Here is a 15540-nt window from a genome sequence, read left to right as displayed (position 1 = left end):
AGTGACGAAAACTATCGAAAATTCTAGCCGAATCGGCTAGGATACCGCCCTAATCATACGCAATTGCCAGCTATACGCAGTTGCGGCCGCTTTACCCCGGTTTTTCCGTTTCACTCACCCGTTGTTCACAAGATGCGCCTCGCGCCTGCCCTTGCCCCGGAAACCGTGGCGCGCGAGGGTATGTCCGCATACGCACCCTGCGAGCTCCTGCCACCTGAGAGGGTAACTTCACGATGACTCGTGGCCTCCACGAACTGGCGAGTAGCATCAAGCGCAAAGTTGCTGCCCTGTTTGCGCCCGTAGAACCCAAGCCGCACCGCTCGGGACTTTTCCGCCGCACTCTTCTCGTCACCGCACTCGGCCTGTTTGCCGGCGCCGCCGCCCTCGGCATGGTGCAGCAACCCGACCGCACCGAACTCCCCCCGTCGCGCATCATCCGCAGCGTCCTGCCGCTAAGCGCCGAGCAGGTCGAAGTCAGCGCCCCCAGCGCCGCGCCCTACATCAGCGAGACCCGCATCCGCCCGGGCGACACGCTGTCGGCCGTGCTGCAGCGCCTGGACCTGGACGCGCCCAACCTGCAGGCCTTCCTGACCCACGACGCCAGCGCCCGCAGCATCTACAAGCTGTACCCCGGCCGCTCCGTGCAGGCCGCGACCGACGAAGACGGCAAGCTGCTCTGGCTGCGCTATATCCACACCCCCGGCAACGAGGCCGACGGCCAGATCGTCACGCGCCTGCTGCACGTGGCGCCGTCGGGCGACAGCTACAAGGCCGAGGAAGTCACCGAAAACACCGAGCGCCAGACCCGCGTGGCCGTGGGCACGATCCGCTCCTCGCTGTTCGGCGCCACCGACGAGGCCGGCATCCCGGATTCGGTCACCATGCAGATGGCCGACATCCTCAGCGCCAAGATCGACTTCCTGCGCGACCTGCGCCAGGGCGACCAGTTCCGCGTGGTCTACGAAGTGCGCTCGCACGACGGGCGCTACGCCGGCGCCGGCCGCGTGCTGGCGCTGGAATTCATCAACGGCGGCAAGACCTACAGCGCCGTCTGGTTCAGCCCCGACGACAAGAGCGGCTCGTACTACGACTTCGACGGCACCAGCCTGCGCGGCGCCTTCCTGCGCACCGCGCTGAAGTTCAGCCGCATCAGCTCCACCTTCGGCATGCGCATGCACCCCATCCACAAAACCTGGACGGGACACAAGGGCGTGGACTACGCGGCGCCGTCCGGCACCCCGATCCACTCCACCGCCGACGGCACGGTCGAATTCGCCGGCTGGCAGAACGGCTACGGCAACGTGGTCATCGTCAAGCACCACGGCAAGTACTCGACGCTGTACGCGCACCAGAGCCGTATCGCCCAGGGCATCACCAAGGGCGCGAAGATCTCGCAAGGCCAGCTGCTGGGCTACGTCGGCTCCACCGGCTGGGCCACCGGCCCGCACCTGCACTACGAGTTCCGCGTGGCCAACCAGCCGGTCGACCCGCTGGCCGTGGACCTGCCCGTGGCGCGCAGCCTGGAACCCGCCGAAGTGCGCGCGTTCAACCAGGCCGTGGCGCCGTACAAGCAGCAGATCCAGCTGCTGACCCAGTTCCAGCAGACCCTGCCCGACGCGCTGACCAACGTGGCCAGCCGCTAGGCAAGACGTCACCCCGAAGGCGGCCTCGCACGATCACTGCGCGGCCGCTTTTTTTATTGCGAGAGGCCATCCCGTGACTTCCCGAGTCTCCAAGGATTCCAGGCTCTACATCGGCTTGATGTCGGGCACCAGCGTCGACGGCGTCGACGGCGTGCTGGCTCGCCTGGGCGGCGGGCAGCCGCCCCAGGTGCTGGCCAGCGCCAGCCTGCCCATGCCGGTCGGTCTGCGCCAGGAACTGCTGGCGCTGAACCAGCCCGGCGAGGACGAACTGGCGCGTGGCGCGCTGGCCGCCAATGCGCTGGCCCGCCTGTATGTCCAGGCCGTGGCCGCGCTGCTGCAGGACGCCGCGGTGGCGGCGCAGGACGTGGCGGCCATCGGCGCCCACGGCCAGACGGTGCGGCACCGCCCCGACCGCGGCTATACCGTGCAGCTCAACGCGCCCGCCCTGCTGGCCGAACTGACCGGCATCGACGTGGTGGCCGACTTCCGCAGCCGCGACGTGGCCGCCGGCGGCCAGGGCGCGCCGCTGGTGCCCCCCTTTCACGCGGCCGTCTTCGGCGCCGCCCACGGCCGCGCCGTGCTCAACCTGGGCGGCATCGCCAACGTGACGCTGCTCGCGCCCGGCCAGCCCCCGCGCGGCTTCGACACCGGCCCGGCCAACGTGCTGCTCGACGGCTGGTGCCAGCGCCACCTGGGCGCGCCGTTCGACGCCGACGGCCGCTGGGCCGCCACCGGCCGGGTGCTGGCGCCGCTGCTGGAACAGCTGATCGCCGGCGAGCCCTGGTTCGCCCTGCCGCCGCCCAAGTCCACCGGCCGCGACCTGTTCAACATGCAATGGCTGGACAGCCGGCTGGCGGCCTACGACGGCCCCAGCCCGGCCCCGCAGGACGTGCAGGCCACGCTGGAGCGGCTGACGGCGCGCAGCGTGGCCAACGCCATCGACGCCGCCGCGCCCGGCACCCAGGAGGTGTACGTCTGCGGCGGCGGCGCGCGCAATCCGGGGCTGATGCGCGAGCTGGCGTACTGCCTGCAGCGGCCGGTGCAGGCCACCGACGCGCTGGGCGTGCCGGCGCAGGAAGTCGAGGCGCTGGCGTTTGCGTGGCTGGCGCAGGCGTTCCTGGAGCGGCGGCCGGCGGGCATGCCCGCGGTCACGGGAGCGCGGGGGGAGCGTATTCTGGGGGGGCTTTATCCGGCTTAGGCGGGATGGAAAGGGGGGCTGTGGGCTGGCATCAACCCCTCACACGCAAAAAAGCCCTTCGGCATGCCGAAGGGCTTTTCTTGGCGACTCGGAACCGGCGGTTTACACCGAGAACGAGGAACCGCAGCCGCAGGTGGTGCTGGCGTTGGGATTGCGGATGACGAACTGCGCGCCTTCCAGGTCTTCCTTGTAGTCGATTTCGGCGCCGACCAGGTACTGGAAGCTCATCGGATCGACCAGCAGTTGCACGCCGGCCTTGTCCAGCACGGTGTCGTCTTCGTTGACGACTTCATCGAAGGTGAAGCCGTACTGGAAGCCCGAACAGCCGCCGCCCTGCACGAATACGCGCAGCTTGAGCTCGGGATTGCCCTCTTCGGCCAACAGATCCTTCACTTTGGCCGCGGCCGAGTCGGTAAAGAGCAAGGGAGCAGGCGGGGCGGCCTGCAGGTCGACGGTTTCGGTCACTGCATTCATGGTTCACTCCTGGCCGGTTCGGCCATATTTCGGTGAGCGGCCTCGCCGCCCGTATGTTGTCACTATAGCGCACGCTTTGCGCAGACTCAAAGTTCCAGCTTGACGTTGCGCGACGCGCGCACGGTTTCGCCTTCCAGCACGCTGACGGTCACGCTTTCGGGGACAAAGCCCTCTGGCAGCGCCAGCACGCCCTGGCTGCGCTGGTACTGGTCGAACTGCAGGGCCAGCGAGGCCGCGGCGGTGCTTTCGCCGGTATTGGTCACCGGGCCGGATTCGGCCTTGACCTGCAGCGGCGCCAGCTCGACGGTGACCGTCTCGCCCTGGAGGGTGCCGGTGGCCTGGAACCGCAAGGCCCCGGCAAACGGCGTACCGCCATTGCGGCCGCTGCGCATGAGCAGGACCTTGTAGCGCAGGCCGCCGCCGCCGCGGTCGATCTGCACGCCGCGGATGTCGACGGCGCCTTCGGGGCCCGGCGGCAGCAGCTGCTCATAGAACGCCAGCTGGTCGCGGACCCGGCCGACTTCGGCCTGGACGGCGCGCAGCTCGGTTTCGAGTTCCTGGCGCGCGGCGCGCTCGATGACCAGTTCGCCGTCGGCGGCGTCGAGCTGCCCCTGGACGTAGCGCAGCTGCGTGGCCTGCTGGCGCATGGACTCTTCCTGGGCCTCGGCCTGGCGGGCGCTGATGACGACGGCGTCCTGCGGCCGGTAGAGCTGGCGGGCGTAGAAATAGCCCGCGGAGCCGCCCAGCAGCACGCCCGCCAGCAGGCCCGCGAACACGCGCAGCAGCCCGCCGGCCGGGCGGGTCTGGGGCGTTGCGTTGGGGTCTGGAGGCATGAAGGACGGCGGCCCGCGGCCGGGCCGCGGACCTTGTTTACGTCAGGGCAGGATGGCGACCTGGTCCAGGCCGGTGGATTCGGGCACGCCGAACATCAGGTTCATGTTCTGCACCGCCTGGCCGGCGGCGCCCTTGACCAGGTTGTCCTGCACCACCAGCACGATGAGCTGGTCGCCGTTGCCGGGACGGCTGAGCGCGATGCGCAGGTTGTTGGACGCGCGCACCGAGCGCGTCTCGGGCAGGCTGCCGGCCGGCATCACGTCGACGAAGGGCTCGTTCGCGTAGCGTTCTTCGAACAGCGCCTGGAAGTCGGTGTCGCGGGCCTCGGGCAGGATGCGCGCGTAGATCGTGGAGAACATGCCGCGGATCATCGGCACCAGGTGGGGCACGAAGGTCAGGCCGACCTTGCCGCCGGCGATTTTTTCCAGCTGGGCGACGATTTCGGGGTGGTGGCGATGGCCGGCCACGCCATAGGCCTTGAAGTTGTCGGAAGCCTCCGAGAACAGCGAACCCACTTCGGCCTTGCGGCCGGCGCCCGACACGCCCGACTTGCAGTCGGCGATCAGGGTCTGCGCGTCGACCAGCTTCTTGCCGCCTTCGAGCAGCGGCGCCAGGCCGAGCAGCACGGTGGTGGGATAGCAGCCCGGGTTGCCGATGACGCGCGCCTTGGCGATGGCTTCGCGGTTCAGTTCGACCAGGCCGTACTGCGATTCGGCCAGGATGTCGGGGCAGGTATGAGGAATCTTGTACCAGCGTTCGAAGGTGGGGATGTCCTGCAGGCGGAAGTCCGCGGCCAGGTCGATGACCCGGGTGCCGGCGGCGATCAGTTCCTGGGCCTGGGCCATGGCCACGCCGTGCGGCGTCGCGAAGAACACCACGTCGCAATCGGTCAGCGTGGCCTTTTCCGGCGCCGAGAAGGCGATGTTCACGCGGCCGCGCAGGTTCGGATACATGTCGGCGACAGGCAGCCCGTCTTCCTTGCGGGAGGTGATTGCGGTCAGTTCCACGTTGGGGTGCTGCGACAGCAAGCGCAGCAGTTCGACGCCGGTATAGCCGGTGCCGCCGACGATGCCGACCTTGATGCGGGTGTTCGATGCTTGGGCCATGGTAAGTGCTCTTCGAAGAACGAGGATAGATTGTATCGCTCGGGACAGCGGCGTTGCGGCACAGCGGCCGGGATGGCGCCGCAACACCAGGTTCGGACCGCGGCCGAGGCGCGGAGTTCCGCGCCGGCCCGCGGCGGCCATATGAAAAAAGCCCGCCGAAGCGGGCTTTTGGTGCAGAGCGCCTTAGCGCTTGCTGAACTGCTTGCGACGGCGCGCCTTGCGGAAGCCGACCTTCTTGCGTTCGACTTCGCGGGCATCGCGGGTCACGAAGCCGGCTTGCGACAGCGCGGACTTCAGGGTGGCGTCGTAGTCGATCAGGGCACGCGTGATGCCGTGACGGACTGCGCCGGCCTGGCCGGTTTCACCGCCGCCGTGCACGTTGACCTTGATGTCGAACGATTCCAGGTGGCCGGTCAGTTCCAGCGGCTGGCGCACGATCATGCGGCCGGTTTCGCGAGCGAAGAACTCGTCGACGGGCTTGCCGTTGACGACGATCTTGCCCGTGCCCTTCTTGATGAAAACGCGAGCCACCGAGGTTTTGCGACGGCCGGTTCCGTAGTTCCAGTTACCGATCATGGCGTTTCCTTAGATATCCAGCGTCTTGGGCTGCTGGGCGGTGTGCGGGTGCTCGGCACCGGCGTACACCTTCAGTTTCTTGATCATGGCGTAGCCCAGAGGACCCTTGGGCAGCATGCCCTTGACAGCCTTCTGGATGGCGCGGCCGGGGAAACGCTCTTGGAGCTTCTCGAAGTTCGTTTCACGGATACCGCCCGGGTACGTGGTGTGGCGGAAGTACTTCTTGTCCTTCGCCTTGCTACCCGTAACGACGATATCGGCAGCGTTGATGATGACGATGTAGTCACCGGTATCAACGTGCGGCGTGAATTCAGGTTTGTGCTTGCCACGCAGACGACGTGCGACTTCGCTGGCCACACGACCGAGGACTTTGCCCTTGGCGTCGATCACAAACCAGTCACGTTGGACTTCATGCGGCTTGGCCACAAAGGTCTTCATGATGGTTCCTAGTAAAAATTTTCTCTGGCTGGACCATCCAACCAGGTTTTTTCCCCAACTAAGCCGAATTGCCGGAAAAAAACCGGCAACTCCAGCCCATATCGGCGTCTGCCTAAGCGTTATTACCCGCCCGTGCTTCTGGCCAAAATGAGGGAAAGCCAACGATTCTAGCACAGTTGCTCAAAAAATGGGCAACCCCGTGCGCACACGGAAGAATCCGGCAGGAGGGACGCATCCCCCCTGCCCCGTATCAGCCGCCGAGATAGGCTTCCAGCACGCGGGGATGGCCCAGCAGTTCGCGGCCGGTGCCGGTCAGCGCCATGGCGCCGTTTTCCAGCACGTAGCCCTGCTGCGCGATCTTGAGCGCCTGGCGCACGTTCTGCTCCACCAGGAACAGGGTCAGGCCGTCGGCGTTGATGGCGCGCAGCGAGCGGAAGATTTCCTGGACCACGATGGGCGCCAGGCCCATGGACGGTTCGTCCAGCAGCAGCAGGCGCGGCTTGGCCATCAGGGCGCGGCCGATCGCCAGCATCTGCTGTTCGCCGCCGGACAGGTTGCCGGCGATTCCCGTGATCCGCTCCTTCAGGCGCGGGAACAGGTTGAACACGTATTCCAGGTCGTCGCCGACGTTCTTCAGGCCGCGGCGGTAGGCGCCCAGCTCCAGGTTTTCCAGCACCGTCATGGTGGTGAGGATGGCGCGGCCTTCGGGCACCTGCACGATGCCGCGCGCCACCAGCTGGTGCGGCGCCAGGTTGGTGATGTCCTCGCCTTCGAACGTGATGCGGCCGCGCGCCTTGGGCAGCAGGCCCGACAGCGCCAGCAGCGTGGTCGATTTGCCGGCGCCGTTGGCGCCGACCAGCGCGGTGATTTCCTTGGCGTTCAGATCCAGGTCTATGCCGCGGACAGCTTCGATGTGGCCGTAATTGACCTCGAGCCCGCGGACTTCCAGCATTGCGCTCATTTCGCGCCCTCCGCCAGTTCGGTGTCGTCGTCGTCTTCGCGGCCCAGGTAGGCCTCGATGACCTGCTCATTGTTGCGGATTTCCTCGGGACCGCCGCAGGCGATGATCTTGCCGAAGTTCAGCACCGCGATGCGTTCGCACAGGCCCATGACGAAGCGCATGTCGTGCTCGATCATGAGGATGGTGTAGCCGCGGTCGCGGATCGCCAGGATCTCGCGCATGAGTTCGGCGCGCTCGCCGGTGTTCATGCCGGCCACGGGCTCGTCCAGCAGCAGCAGCTTGGGCTCGGTGGCCAGCGCGCGCGCCAGCTCCAGGCGGCGCTGTTCGCCGTAGGACAGGTTATCCGCCAGGTCGTTGGCCTTGTGGTCCAGGCGCATCCAGGTCAGCAGTTCGTGGGCGCGCTCGCGGGCGCGTTGCTCGGCCTCGCGGTAACCCGGCAAGCCCAGCAGCAGGCCGGGAAAGCCGTAGTTCATGTGGCGGTAGGCGCCCACCACCACGTTCTCCAGCAGCGTCATCTCCTTGAAGAGACGGATGTTCTGGAAGGTGCGGGCGATACCCATGCGCGTGATGCTGTGCGGCTTCTTGCGCAGCACGCTCTCGCCCTGGAAGGTGATGGCGCCGCCGCTGGGCGGCAGCAGGCCGGTGATCAGGTTGAACACCGTGGTCTTGCCGGCGCCGTTGGGGCCGATCAGGCCGAAGATGGCGCCTTCGGGCACCGACAGGCTGACGTCATGCAGCACGTGCAGGCCGCCGAAGTTCTTGGAGACGGAGGAGAGCTCAAGCATGGCGCTTGCCTCCTTGACGCATCCAGCGCTTGAAGCGCGCCGGATCCCAGATGCCTTGCGGCAGGAACAGCACTATCACCACCAGAATCACTCCGTTGAGGACCAGGCGGAAATCCGCGAATCCGCGCAGCAGTTCGGGCAGCACCGTGATGATGAAGCTGCCCAGCACGGGGCCGGTCAGGCCGCCGATGCCGCCCAGGATGGCCATGGTCAGGATTTCCACGCCACGGTCGAAGCCGTATTCGTTGGGGCCGATGAAGAAGGTCAGGTGGGCGTTGAGCGCGCCGGCCAGACCCGCGATCACGGCGCCGGCCACGAAGGCCAGCATCTTGTTGGCGCGCACGTCGATGCCCATCAGGCCGGCGGCGGTTTCGTCGCCGCGGATGGCGTCGAAGGCGCGGCCGACCTTGGAGGCGCGCACGCGCCACAGCACCAGCAGCACGATGACGACCGCCAGCAGCACGTGCCACCACTGCGTCAGCTGCGGAATGCCGTTGAGGCCCAGGGCGCCGCCGGTGATGGATTCGGTGTTCAGCACCGTCACGCGCACCACTTCGCCGAAGCCCAGCGTGGCCATCGCGAGGTAGACCCCGGACAGGCGCAGGGTGGGCAGGCCGATCAGGGCCGCCACCAGCGCGGGCGCGGCCATGCCGCCGGCCAGCGCGACGGTGAACGGCGCGTCGTAGTTCATGGTGAGCAGCGCGGCGGTGTACGCCCCGATGCCCATGAAGGCGGCGTTGGCCATGGCCAGCATGCCGCAGGCCAGGGTCAGCCAGATGGAGAGGGCCAACAATGCGTTGGTGCCCAGCGTGAGCACCAGGTTGCCATAGATGGCCCAGAAGTTTTCGAATCCGCTCATACTCAAGCCTTGCGTTGAACCACTTTGCCGAACAGACCTTGCGGACGCACCAGCAGGATCAGGAACAGCAGGCCGAAAGCCACCGCGTCGCGCATGGTGGAGCCGATGTAAGCCACCGACAGCACCTCGGCGAAGCCCAGGAAAAGACCGCCCAGCATGGCGCCGCGTATGTCGCCCATGCCTCCCAGGATGATGACCGCGATGCCCTTGTGCAGCATCGGCTGGCCCATCAGCGGGAACAGCGCGTTCGAGTACAGGCCGATCAGCACGCCGGCCACCCCGCCCAGCGCGGCGGCGGCGAACGAGGTGGTGACGAACAGGCGTTCGACGTTGATGCCCAGCAGCCAGGCGGCCTTGGGCGATTCGGCGATGGCGCGCAGCGCGCGGCCGAACTGGGTGCGGCGCATGACGAACATCAGCACCGCCATCAGCGCGAACGACAGGAAGATGATGCCCAGCTCGATCACCGTCAGGTGCAGGCCGGCGATTTCGATCACCTCTTCCGGCACGGTGCCGTGCGGGAAGCGCAGGTTGCTGGCGCCGAAGATGCCCTGGGCGCCGTTGTTCAGGATGATGCCCACGCCGATGGTGGCGATCATGGGGATCAGGTGGGGCGCGTTGCGCTTGCGCAGCGGCTTGAGCACCAGGTAGTCGATGATGACGCCGGTGAAGCCGGCGACGAAGAAGGCGACCATCAGCGCGGCCCACAGGGGCAGGCTGAAGTGCTGGACCACGGTCAGCGCGGCGTAGGCGCCGACCATGAACACGGCGCCATGCGCCAGGTTGATCACCCCGAGCACGCCGAAGACCAGCGTGAAGCCCAGCGCGAACAGCGCATACACGCAGCCCAGCGACAAGGCGTTGACGAATTGTTGTTCCAACATGATGGGACGTTCCAAATCAAAAAATAAGGCCCCCGAGGGGCGGCCCTTTGTATAAAAGGCGTCCACGCGACGTCCTCTGCGTGGGCCGGCTGCCCCTGCTCCAGGGACGCACTTTCATCCGGGGACCCGGACCCGCACGCCGCTCCCCTGGCGTGGACTTTCCGCCCCCTGAGGGGGTCTTCGTCCTGAACGGGCCCTTGCGATCAAAAAACGCCTTGTGGACGGCCGCGGCCGTCCACAAGGCACATCCCCCGCGCGGGGATGCGTGTCAGCTTACTTCTCGATGACGTACTTGCCGTCCTTGGTCACGCTGACGATGGGAGCCTGGTCGGCGTCGTAGCCGGCGGGCTTGCCGGCCCGGTCCTTGGCCTGGCGGAACTTGAACGGGCCGGTGGCGCCGGTCCAGGTCACCGACGGCAGGGCGTCGCGCACGGCGGCGCGGTCCTTGGCCAGTTCGCCGCTGATCTTGACGTTCTTCAGGGCCTGGGCGGCGATGTACATGGCGTCGTACGACTGGGCCGCGAACTGGTCGGGCGCGCCGTTGAACTTGGCCTTGTAGGCGTCGATGAACTTGACGTTCTCGGGCGCCTTGTTCTCGATCGACCACGGGCTGCCGATCCACAGATTGTTCGACGCGCCGCCGGGGGCCAGGTCGAAGATCTTGACCGAGTTCATGCCGTTGCCGCCGATGACCGGCACGTTCAGGCCGAGCTGGCGGGCCTGGACCATGATCGGGGCGCCTTCGGCCAGCAGCGCGGACAGCACGATAGCGTCGGGGTTGGTGCCCTTGATCTTGGTCAGCTGGGCCTTGAAGTCCACGTCGCCCTTGGCGAAGGTTTCGGTGGTGGTGACCGGGATCTTCTGGTCTTCCAGGGCCTTCTTGAAGTTGTCGTAGCCGCTCTTGGTGAAGACGTCGTCGTTGCCGTAGAGGACGGCGACGTTCTTCAGGCCGGTCTTGGCCTTGACGGTGGAGATGGTGGCCGGCAGCACGTCGGCTTCGGTGACCGAGTTGCGGAACACGTAGTTGCCGATGGAGGTGATGCCGTCGGCGGTGTTGGAGGTGCCGAAGACCACGGTCTTGGCGGCCTGGGCGATCGGGTCGGCGGCCTGGGCCGAGTTCGACAGGGTGGGACCGAAGACCATCAGGACGTTGTCCTTGAAGATCAGCTTCTTGAAGACGTTGATCGCTTCTTCTTTCTTGCCCTGCTCGTCTTCGATCACGAGCACGATCTTGTTGCCGTTGATCCCGCCCGCGGCGTTGATTTCATCGGCGGCGAGCTGGAAGCCGTTGCGGATCGACACGCCGTACTGGGCGGCGCCGCCGGACAGGGCTTCGGCCACGCCGATCTTGATGTCGGCAGCGTAGGCGGCCGGAACGACACCGGCGGCGATCAGCGCGGCCAGCAGCTTCTTGGTCTTGGATTGCATGGTTGGTACCACCTTAAAGTCTGTCTCGGAATATTGGTAATCCGGGCTGATGTAATCCTGCCGGATTGACGTCGGATGCCGCCTAAAGGCGCCATGTTTGCGCGTCAAGACCCGGGATATTACTCCTTTGTATCAGGCCGAAACTCGAATGCCATTCAACAAAAGCCTACAAACCGCCCATTTTTTTGTAAAAAATGCGAGGTTACTAGCAAAAACCCTAACGCTTGCCGAACGCCATTCAGCGTCGGCGGGCGCCCTATATTCTGCCCGATAGCGCCACGCCCAGGTACTGGCCGTAGGCACTTTCGGTCAGGCGGAACCACGGCATCTCGCTGTCGCGAAAGCCCATGTAACTATCGTGCATCGCCTGGAACCTGGGGTCTTTGGCGCCTAAATCCTTGTAGACCTGCTGCGTGGTCTCGAACGCCACGTCCATGATGGAGCGCGGAAATGCGCGGATTTGCGCGCCGTTGGCGGCCAGCTGCGCCAGCGCGGCGGGGTTGCGGGCGTCGTAGCGGGCGGTGGCGGCGGCGTGCGCGGCCTGCGCGGCGGCTTCGAGCAGCGCCTGGTAATGCTTGGGCAGCGCGTTCCAGGCCTCTTCGTTGACGTACAGCGAGAGCTGCTCGCCGCCGGCCCACCAGCCGGGTGCGTAGTAATACTTGGCAACTTTATTCAGGCCCAGCTTTTCGTCGTCGTAGGCGCCGGCGCCCGCCACGGCCTGCAGTCCGTTCTTTTCGAAGGCCTCGGCCAGCCCGCCCGGCGCCGGCTGCTGCGGCGCCACGCCCATGCGCTCAAGCACCATGCCGGCCAGGCCGCCGACCTGCATTTTCAGGTCCTTGAGGTCGCCGGGACGCTTGATTTCCTTGGCGAACCAGCCGCCCATCTGGGCGCCGGTGTTGCCCAGCGGGAAGTTGATGATCTTCTCGGGCTTGAACAGCTCGCGGGTCAGGCGCAGGCCCTCGCCTTCGCTCATCCAGGCGTTCATCTGGCGCGCGTTCAACCCGAAGGGCACGGCGGCGTCGAAGCAGAATACGGGGTTCTTGGCGTAATAGGCGCGCGACGAGACGTGGCCGCATTCCACCTTTTTGGTGGACACGGCGTCCATCACGTCCGGCGCGGCCACGACCTCGCCTTCGAGAAAGTGGCGGATATTGAATTTGCCGGCGGTGGCCTCGGAGACGTACTTGCAGAAGCGTTCGCCGGTGTCGATGCGCAGGTCCAGGGCCTTGGGAAACCCCGACGCCAGGCGCCAGCTGACGGACGGCATGTCCTGGGCGAACGCGGGCGCGCTGATGGCGGCACCGCTTGCGACCGCGCCCAAGCCGGCGCGCTTCAAGAACGAACGTCGTTGCATCTCTTTGCTCCTTTACAGCGACACCTGGGACATCGAGCGATACCCGCCGGATATTACACGCCGAGATGGGGACAGAAAGGAAGGCCTGTTCCGGTAAGGGATTGCAAAGAACAGGCGGCAAAGCAGTTGCGGCGGCGGTCAGATCCCGGCGATGGCCATTTCCTCGATCAGGATCGAGCCGGTGGTCTTGGTGCCGCGCGAAATGGCGTCCGCGCCCACAGCGACGATCTGCTTGAACATGTCGGCCAGGTTGCCCGCGATGGTGACTTCCTGCACCGCGTGCTGGATCTGGCCGTTTTCCACCCAGTAGCCGAAGGCGCCGCGCGAGTAGTCGCCGGTCACGTAGTTGACGCCCTGGCCGATGAGTTCGGTCACCAGGAAGCCCGTGCCCATCTTCTTGAGCATGGCCTCGAAGTCGTCGCCGCGCCGGGTGCGCGTGGAGCTGAACACCAGGTTGTGCGAACCGCCGGCGTTGCCGGTGGTGGCCATGCCCAGCTTGCGGGCGGTGTAGGACGACAGGAAGTAGCCTTCCAGCACGCCGGCCGACACCACGTTGCGCCGGCGCGTGCGCACGCCTTCGTCGTCGAAGGGCGAGCTACCCATGGCGCCGCGGACGTGCGGGTCTTCGGTCAGGTTGATGTGCTCGGGAAAGATGGGCTTGCCCAGCGCATCCACCAGGAAGCTGGCCTTGCGGTACAGCGCGCCGCCATTGGCGGCCTGGGTCAGCGCGCCGACCAGGCCCAGCGCCAGCGGCGCCTCGAACAGGACGGGAAACTTGCCGGTGCGGACGCGGCGGGCCGACAGGCGCGACAGCGTGCGCTCGGCGGCGTAGCGGCCGACGGCCTCGGGCGAGGCCAGCTTGGCCGGGTCGCGCTCGGACGAATACCAGTAGTCGCGCTGCATGCCGTTGCCGCGGCCGGCGATGGGCGCCACCGACAGGCTGTGGCGCGAGTACGGATAGCCGCCCAGGAAGCCACGGGTGTTGCCCATGACGAACTGGCCTTCGTAGGTGCCCACGGTGGCGCCGTCGGTGTTGGTGATGCGGGCGTCGACCTCGCGGGCCGCGCGCTCGGCGCGCAGCGCCAGTTCGGCCGCCTCTTCGGTCGACACGCTCCAGGCGTGGTGCAGGTCCAGGTCGGGGAATTCGGTGGCAAGCTGGTCGGCGTCGGGCAGGCCGGCGGCCGGGTCGGCGGCGGTATGGCGGGCGATGTGCCACGCGGCTTCCACCGTCTGGCGCAGCGCCGCTTCGGAAAAGTCGGAAGTCGAGGCCGAACCGCGGCTCTGGCCGGCGTAGACCGTGAGGTCCAGCGAACGGTCGCGGGTCTGCTCCACGGTTTCGATGTCGTTCTTGCGCACGGAAACCGACAGGCCCAGGCTTTCCGAGACTTCCGCCGCGGCGTCCGACGCGCCGATCTGGCGCGCGTAGGCGAGGGTTTGTTCGACGAGTTCGGAAAAACGCGCGTGATTCGCCGCCAGCGGCAAGGATGAGGAAGTTTTAACCATTGCTGTCCAATTTGCAGAGACGGTTATCATAGCCAAGTCTGTCATTGCGCAGTTTTCCATGAATTCCCACCCCGCAGAAGAATCCGCCGCCGACGGCTACGACGAGAACGGCTACGACCGCCCCAGCAAATCCCAGATCAAGCGCGAAATGCACGCCTTGCTGGACCTGGGCAAGCAGCTGATCGAACTGTCGCCCGAGCGCCTCAAGCAATTGCCCCTCGAAGAACGCCTCTACGAGGCGATCCGCATGGCCCAGCGCACCACCGGCCGCGAAGGCAAGCGCCGCCAGGTGCACTTCGTGGGCAAGCTGATGCGCGACGCGCCGGCCGACGAAATCCGCGCCCAGCTCGACATCTGGGAAAACGGCTCGCGCGAGGAAACCGCCGCCATGCACCGGCTGGAAACCCTGCGCGACCGCCTGCTCGACGACGACGACGCCCTGACCCGGCTGCTGAACAACAATCCGCAGGCCGACGCGCAGCAGCTGCGCGCCCTGATCCGCGCCGCGCGCAAGGAGCGGCTGGCCAACGCCTCGCTGCTGCAGGGCCAGGAACCGCAGAAAAAGCACTACCGCGCGCTGTTCCAGGCGCTCAAGACCCTTACCCCCTGATTCCTCCGCCGCCGTCCATGAACGCTCCGACCGACCTGCTCGATTGCATCGAGATCGAAACCGCCCCCAACCCCACGCATGCCGTGATCTGGCTGCACGGCCTGGGCGCCGACGGCAACGACTTCGCGCCCATCGTGCCGGAACTGGACCTGCCGGCCGGCGCCGCCGTGCGCTTCGTGTTCCCCAACGCGCCGGTGCAGCGCGTGACCATCAACAACGGCATGGCGATGCGGTCGTGGTACGACATCCTGGTCATGGACCTGGTGCGCGTCGAGGACGGCCGCGGCATCCGCGCCTCCGAAGCCGCGATCCGCAAGCTGATCGCGCGCGAGAACGCCCGCGGCATCCCGACCTCCAAGATCGTGCTGGCCGGCTTCTCGCAAGGCTGCGCCATGACCCTGCACACCGGCCTGCGCCTGCCCGAGAAGCTGGCGGGCATGATGGGCCTGTCGGGCTACCTGCCCCTCATCGACACGGCCGAGGCCGAGCGCGACGGCGCCAACCGGGACACCCCGATTTTCCTGGCCCACGGCCAGTACGACCCGGTCGTGCCGCTGGCCCGCGCCCAGGCTTCGCTGGCCGAACTGCAGCGCCTGGGCTACGACGTGCGCTGGCACACCTACCCCATGCCGCACTCGGTCTGCGCCGAGGAAGTGCGGGATATTTCGGGGTTCTTGAAGGAAGTGCTGGCGTAGGATGGGTGCAGCGCGAGAGTTCTTGGGCAAGAACCCAAATATCGAGCGCGCGTAACCCATCAGGCGGCCCCGGCCGCCGCCTTTCGTGGCCAGCGGCAAACGCCGGCGCCCTCCCATTCTGTATACCAACTGCAATTCAACCCTGAATTTTTCAGGGCTTCTCCCCGCTCGTCCATAGAGAGAAACCACAAC

Annotated in this window: 16 protein-coding genes; 4 read left to right on the top strand and 12 right to left on the bottom strand. The window is 66.6% G+C overall.

The window, feature by feature from the left end; translation table 11 throughout:
- Nucleotides 1–233: 233 nt before the first annotated feature.
- The gene (locus C1I89_RS29365) at nucleotides 234–1643 is read left to right on the top strand and encodes a M23 family metallopeptidase (RefSeq protein WP_102775802.1); all 1410 of its coding nucleotides are present in this window, start codon (nucleotides 234–236) and stop codon (nucleotides 1641–1643) included.
- A gap of 73 nt (nucleotides 1644–1716) precedes the next feature.
- Nucleotides 1717–2841: an anhydro-N-acetylmuramic acid kinase gene (locus C1I89_RS29360; RefSeq protein ID WP_308810293.1), complete on the top strand. Its 1125-nt coding sequence runs from the start codon at nucleotides 1717–1719 to the stop codon at nucleotides 2839–2841.
- A gap of 102 nt (nucleotides 2842–2943) precedes the next feature.
- Here C1I89_RS29360 and erpA read toward each other — a convergent pair whose 3' ends face one another.
- From erpA to pmbA, 12 genes are all read right to left on the bottom strand, one after another.
- The gene (erpA, locus tag C1I89_RS29355) at nucleotides 2944–3315 is read right to left on the bottom strand and encodes an iron-sulfur cluster insertion protein ErpA (RefSeq protein WP_102775800.1); all 372 of its coding nucleotides are present in this window, start codon (nucleotides 3313–3315) and stop codon (nucleotides 2944–2946) included.
- A gap of 86 nt (nucleotides 3316–3401) precedes the next feature.
- Nucleotides 3402–4148 (bottom strand): DUF6776 family protein, encoded by a 747-nt coding sequence (locus C1I89_RS29350; protein WP_102775799.1) that lies wholly within the window; start codon nucleotides 4146–4148, stop codon nucleotides 3402–3404.
- 42 nt (nucleotides 4149–4190) lie between these two features.
- Nucleotides 4191–5255 (bottom strand): N-acetyl-gamma-glutamyl-phosphate reductase, encoded by a 1065-nt coding sequence (gene argC / locus C1I89_RS29345; RefSeq protein WP_102775798.1) that lies wholly within the window; start codon nucleotides 5253–5255, stop codon nucleotides 4191–4193.
- Between the two features lie 183 nt (nucleotides 5256–5438).
- On the bottom strand, nucleotides 5439–5831 hold the full coding sequence (gene rpsI / locus C1I89_RS29340; RefSeq protein WP_042796334.1) for a 30S ribosomal protein S9: 393 nt from the start codon (nucleotides 5829–5831) through the stop codon (nucleotides 5439–5441).
- A gap of 9 nt (nucleotides 5832–5840) precedes the next feature.
- On the bottom strand, nucleotides 5841–6269 hold the full coding sequence (gene rplM, locus C1I89_RS29335; protein WP_043544818.1) for a 50S ribosomal protein L13: 429 nt from the start codon (nucleotides 6267–6269) through the stop codon (nucleotides 5841–5843).
- 250 nt (nucleotides 6270–6519) lie between these two features.
- Complete coding sequence (locus C1I89_RS29330) at nucleotides 6520–7230, bottom strand: ABC transporter ATP-binding protein (RefSeq protein WP_102775797.1); 711 nt, start codon at nucleotides 7228–7230, stop codon at nucleotides 6520–6522.
- Complete coding sequence (locus C1I89_RS29325) at nucleotides 7227–8015, bottom strand: ABC transporter ATP-binding protein (RefSeq protein WP_102775796.1); 789 nt, start codon at nucleotides 8013–8015, stop codon at nucleotides 7227–7229. Before C1I89_RS29325 ends, C1I89_RS29330 begins: the two co-directional genes overlap by 4 nt.
- On the bottom strand, nucleotides 8008–8874 hold the full coding sequence (locus C1I89_RS29320) for a branched-chain amino acid ABC transporter permease (protein WP_102775795.1): 867 nt from the start codon (nucleotides 8872–8874) through the stop codon (nucleotides 8008–8010). The genes C1I89_RS29325 and C1I89_RS29320 overlap by 8 nt, the downstream gene beginning before the upstream one ends.
- A 2-nt stretch (nucleotides 8875–8876) precedes the next feature.
- The gene (locus C1I89_RS29315; protein ID WP_102775794.1) at nucleotides 8877–9758 is read right to left on the bottom strand and encodes a branched-chain amino acid ABC transporter permease; all 882 of its coding nucleotides are present in this window, start codon (nucleotides 9756–9758) and stop codon (nucleotides 8877–8879) included.
- A 273-nt stretch (nucleotides 9759–10031) separates the two neighbouring features.
- Nucleotides 10032–11186 carry an ABC transporter substrate-binding protein gene (locus C1I89_RS29310; RefSeq protein WP_102775793.1) on the bottom strand — a complete coding sequence of 385 codons (1155 nt, stop codon included), beginning with the start codon at nucleotides 11184–11186 and terminating at the stop codon, nucleotides 10032–10034.
- 256 nt (nucleotides 11187–11442) lie between these two features.
- Nucleotides 11443–12540: a TRAP transporter substrate-binding protein gene (locus C1I89_RS29305; protein WP_102775792.1), complete on the bottom strand. Its 1098-nt coding sequence runs from the start codon at nucleotides 12538–12540 to the stop codon at nucleotides 11443–11445.
- Nucleotides 12541–12678: 138 nt separating this feature from the next.
- Nucleotides 12679–14043, bottom strand: a complete 1365-nt coding sequence (pmbA, locus tag C1I89_RS29300; RefSeq protein WP_102775791.1) for a metalloprotease PmbA — start codon at nucleotides 14041–14043, stop codon at nucleotides 12679–12681.
- 58 nt (nucleotides 14044–14101) lie between these two features.
- On the opposite strand from pmbA, the gene yjgA reads away from it, so the two are divergent.
- Complete coding sequence (gene yjgA / locus C1I89_RS29295) at nucleotides 14102–14653, top strand: ribosome biogenesis factor YjgA (protein WP_102775790.1); 552 nt, start codon at nucleotides 14102–14104, stop codon at nucleotides 14651–14653.
- 17 nt (nucleotides 14654–14670) lie between these two features.
- Nucleotides 14671–15348 (top strand): alpha/beta hydrolase, encoded by a 678-nt coding sequence (locus tag C1I89_RS29290; RefSeq protein ID WP_102775789.1) that lies wholly within the window; start codon nucleotides 14671–14673, stop codon nucleotides 15346–15348.
- Nucleotides 15349–15540 lie beyond the last annotated feature (192 nt).

This window comes from Achromobacter pulmonis, from assembly GCF_002885955.2.
In the GTDB taxonomy this organism is placed as follows: domain Bacteria; phylum Pseudomonadota; class Gammaproteobacteria; order Burkholderiales; family Burkholderiaceae_B; genus Achromobacter; species Achromobacter pulmonis_A.
The sequence above is the reverse complement of the archived record's forward strand: the minus strand, read 5'-3'. Positions and strand labels throughout refer to the sequence as shown.

Coding starts and splice junctions, on each gene's coding strand:
- C1I89_RS29315 (WP_102775794.1), bottom strand. CDS start 9,758: ATGTTGGAACAACAATTCGTCAACGCCTTGTCGCTGGGCTGCGTGTAT.
- C1I89_RS29310 (WP_102775793.1), bottom strand. CDS start 11,186: ATGCAATCCAAGACCAAGAAGCTGCTGGCCGCGCTGATCGCCGCCGGT.
- erpA (WP_102775800.1), bottom strand. CDS start 3,315: ATGAATGCAGTGACCGAAACCGTCGACCTGCAGGCCGCCCCGCCTGCT.
- C1I89_RS29305 (WP_102775792.1), bottom strand. CDS start 12,540: ATGCAACGACGTTCGTTCTTGAAGCGCGCCGGCTTGGGCGCGGTCGCA.
- yjgA (WP_102775790.1), top strand. CDS start 14,102: ATGAATTCCCACCCCGCAGAAGAATCCGCCGCCGACGGCTACGACGAG.
- C1I89_RS29290 (WP_102775789.1), top strand. CDS start 14,671: ATGAACGCTCCGACCGACCTGCTCGATTGCATCGAGATCGAAACCGCC.
- C1I89_RS29365 (WP_102775802.1), top strand. CDS start 234: ATGACTCGTGGCCTCCACGAACTGGCGAGTAGCATCAAGCGCAAAGTT.
- rpsI (WP_042796334.1), bottom strand. CDS start 5,831: ATGATCGGTAACTGGAACTACGGAACCGGCCGTCGCAAAACCTCGGTG.
- rplM (WP_043544818.1), bottom strand. CDS start 6,269: ATGAAGACCTTTGTGGCCAAGCCGCATGAAGTCCAACGTGACTGGTTT.
- C1I89_RS29350 (WP_102775799.1), bottom strand. CDS start 4,148: ATGCCTCCAGACCCCAACGCAACGCCCCAGACCCGCCCGGCCGGCGGG.
- C1I89_RS29320 (WP_102775795.1), bottom strand. CDS start 8,874: ATGAGCGGATTCGAAAACTTCTGGGCCATCTATGGCAACCTGGTGCTC.
- C1I89_RS29330 (WP_102775797.1), bottom strand. CDS start 7,230: ATGAGCGCAATGCTGGAAGTCCGCGGGCTCGAGGTCAATTACGGCCAC.
- C1I89_RS29325 (WP_102775796.1), bottom strand. CDS start 8,015: ATGCTTGAGCTCTCCTCCGTCTCCAAGAACTTCGGCGGCCTGCACGTG.
- argC (WP_102775798.1), bottom strand. CDS start 5,255: ATGGCCCAAGCATCGAACACCCGCATCAAGGTCGGCATCGTCGGCGGC.
- pmbA (WP_102775791.1), bottom strand. CDS start 14,043: ATGGTTAAAACTTCCTCATCCTTGCCGCTGGCGGCGAATCACGCGCGT.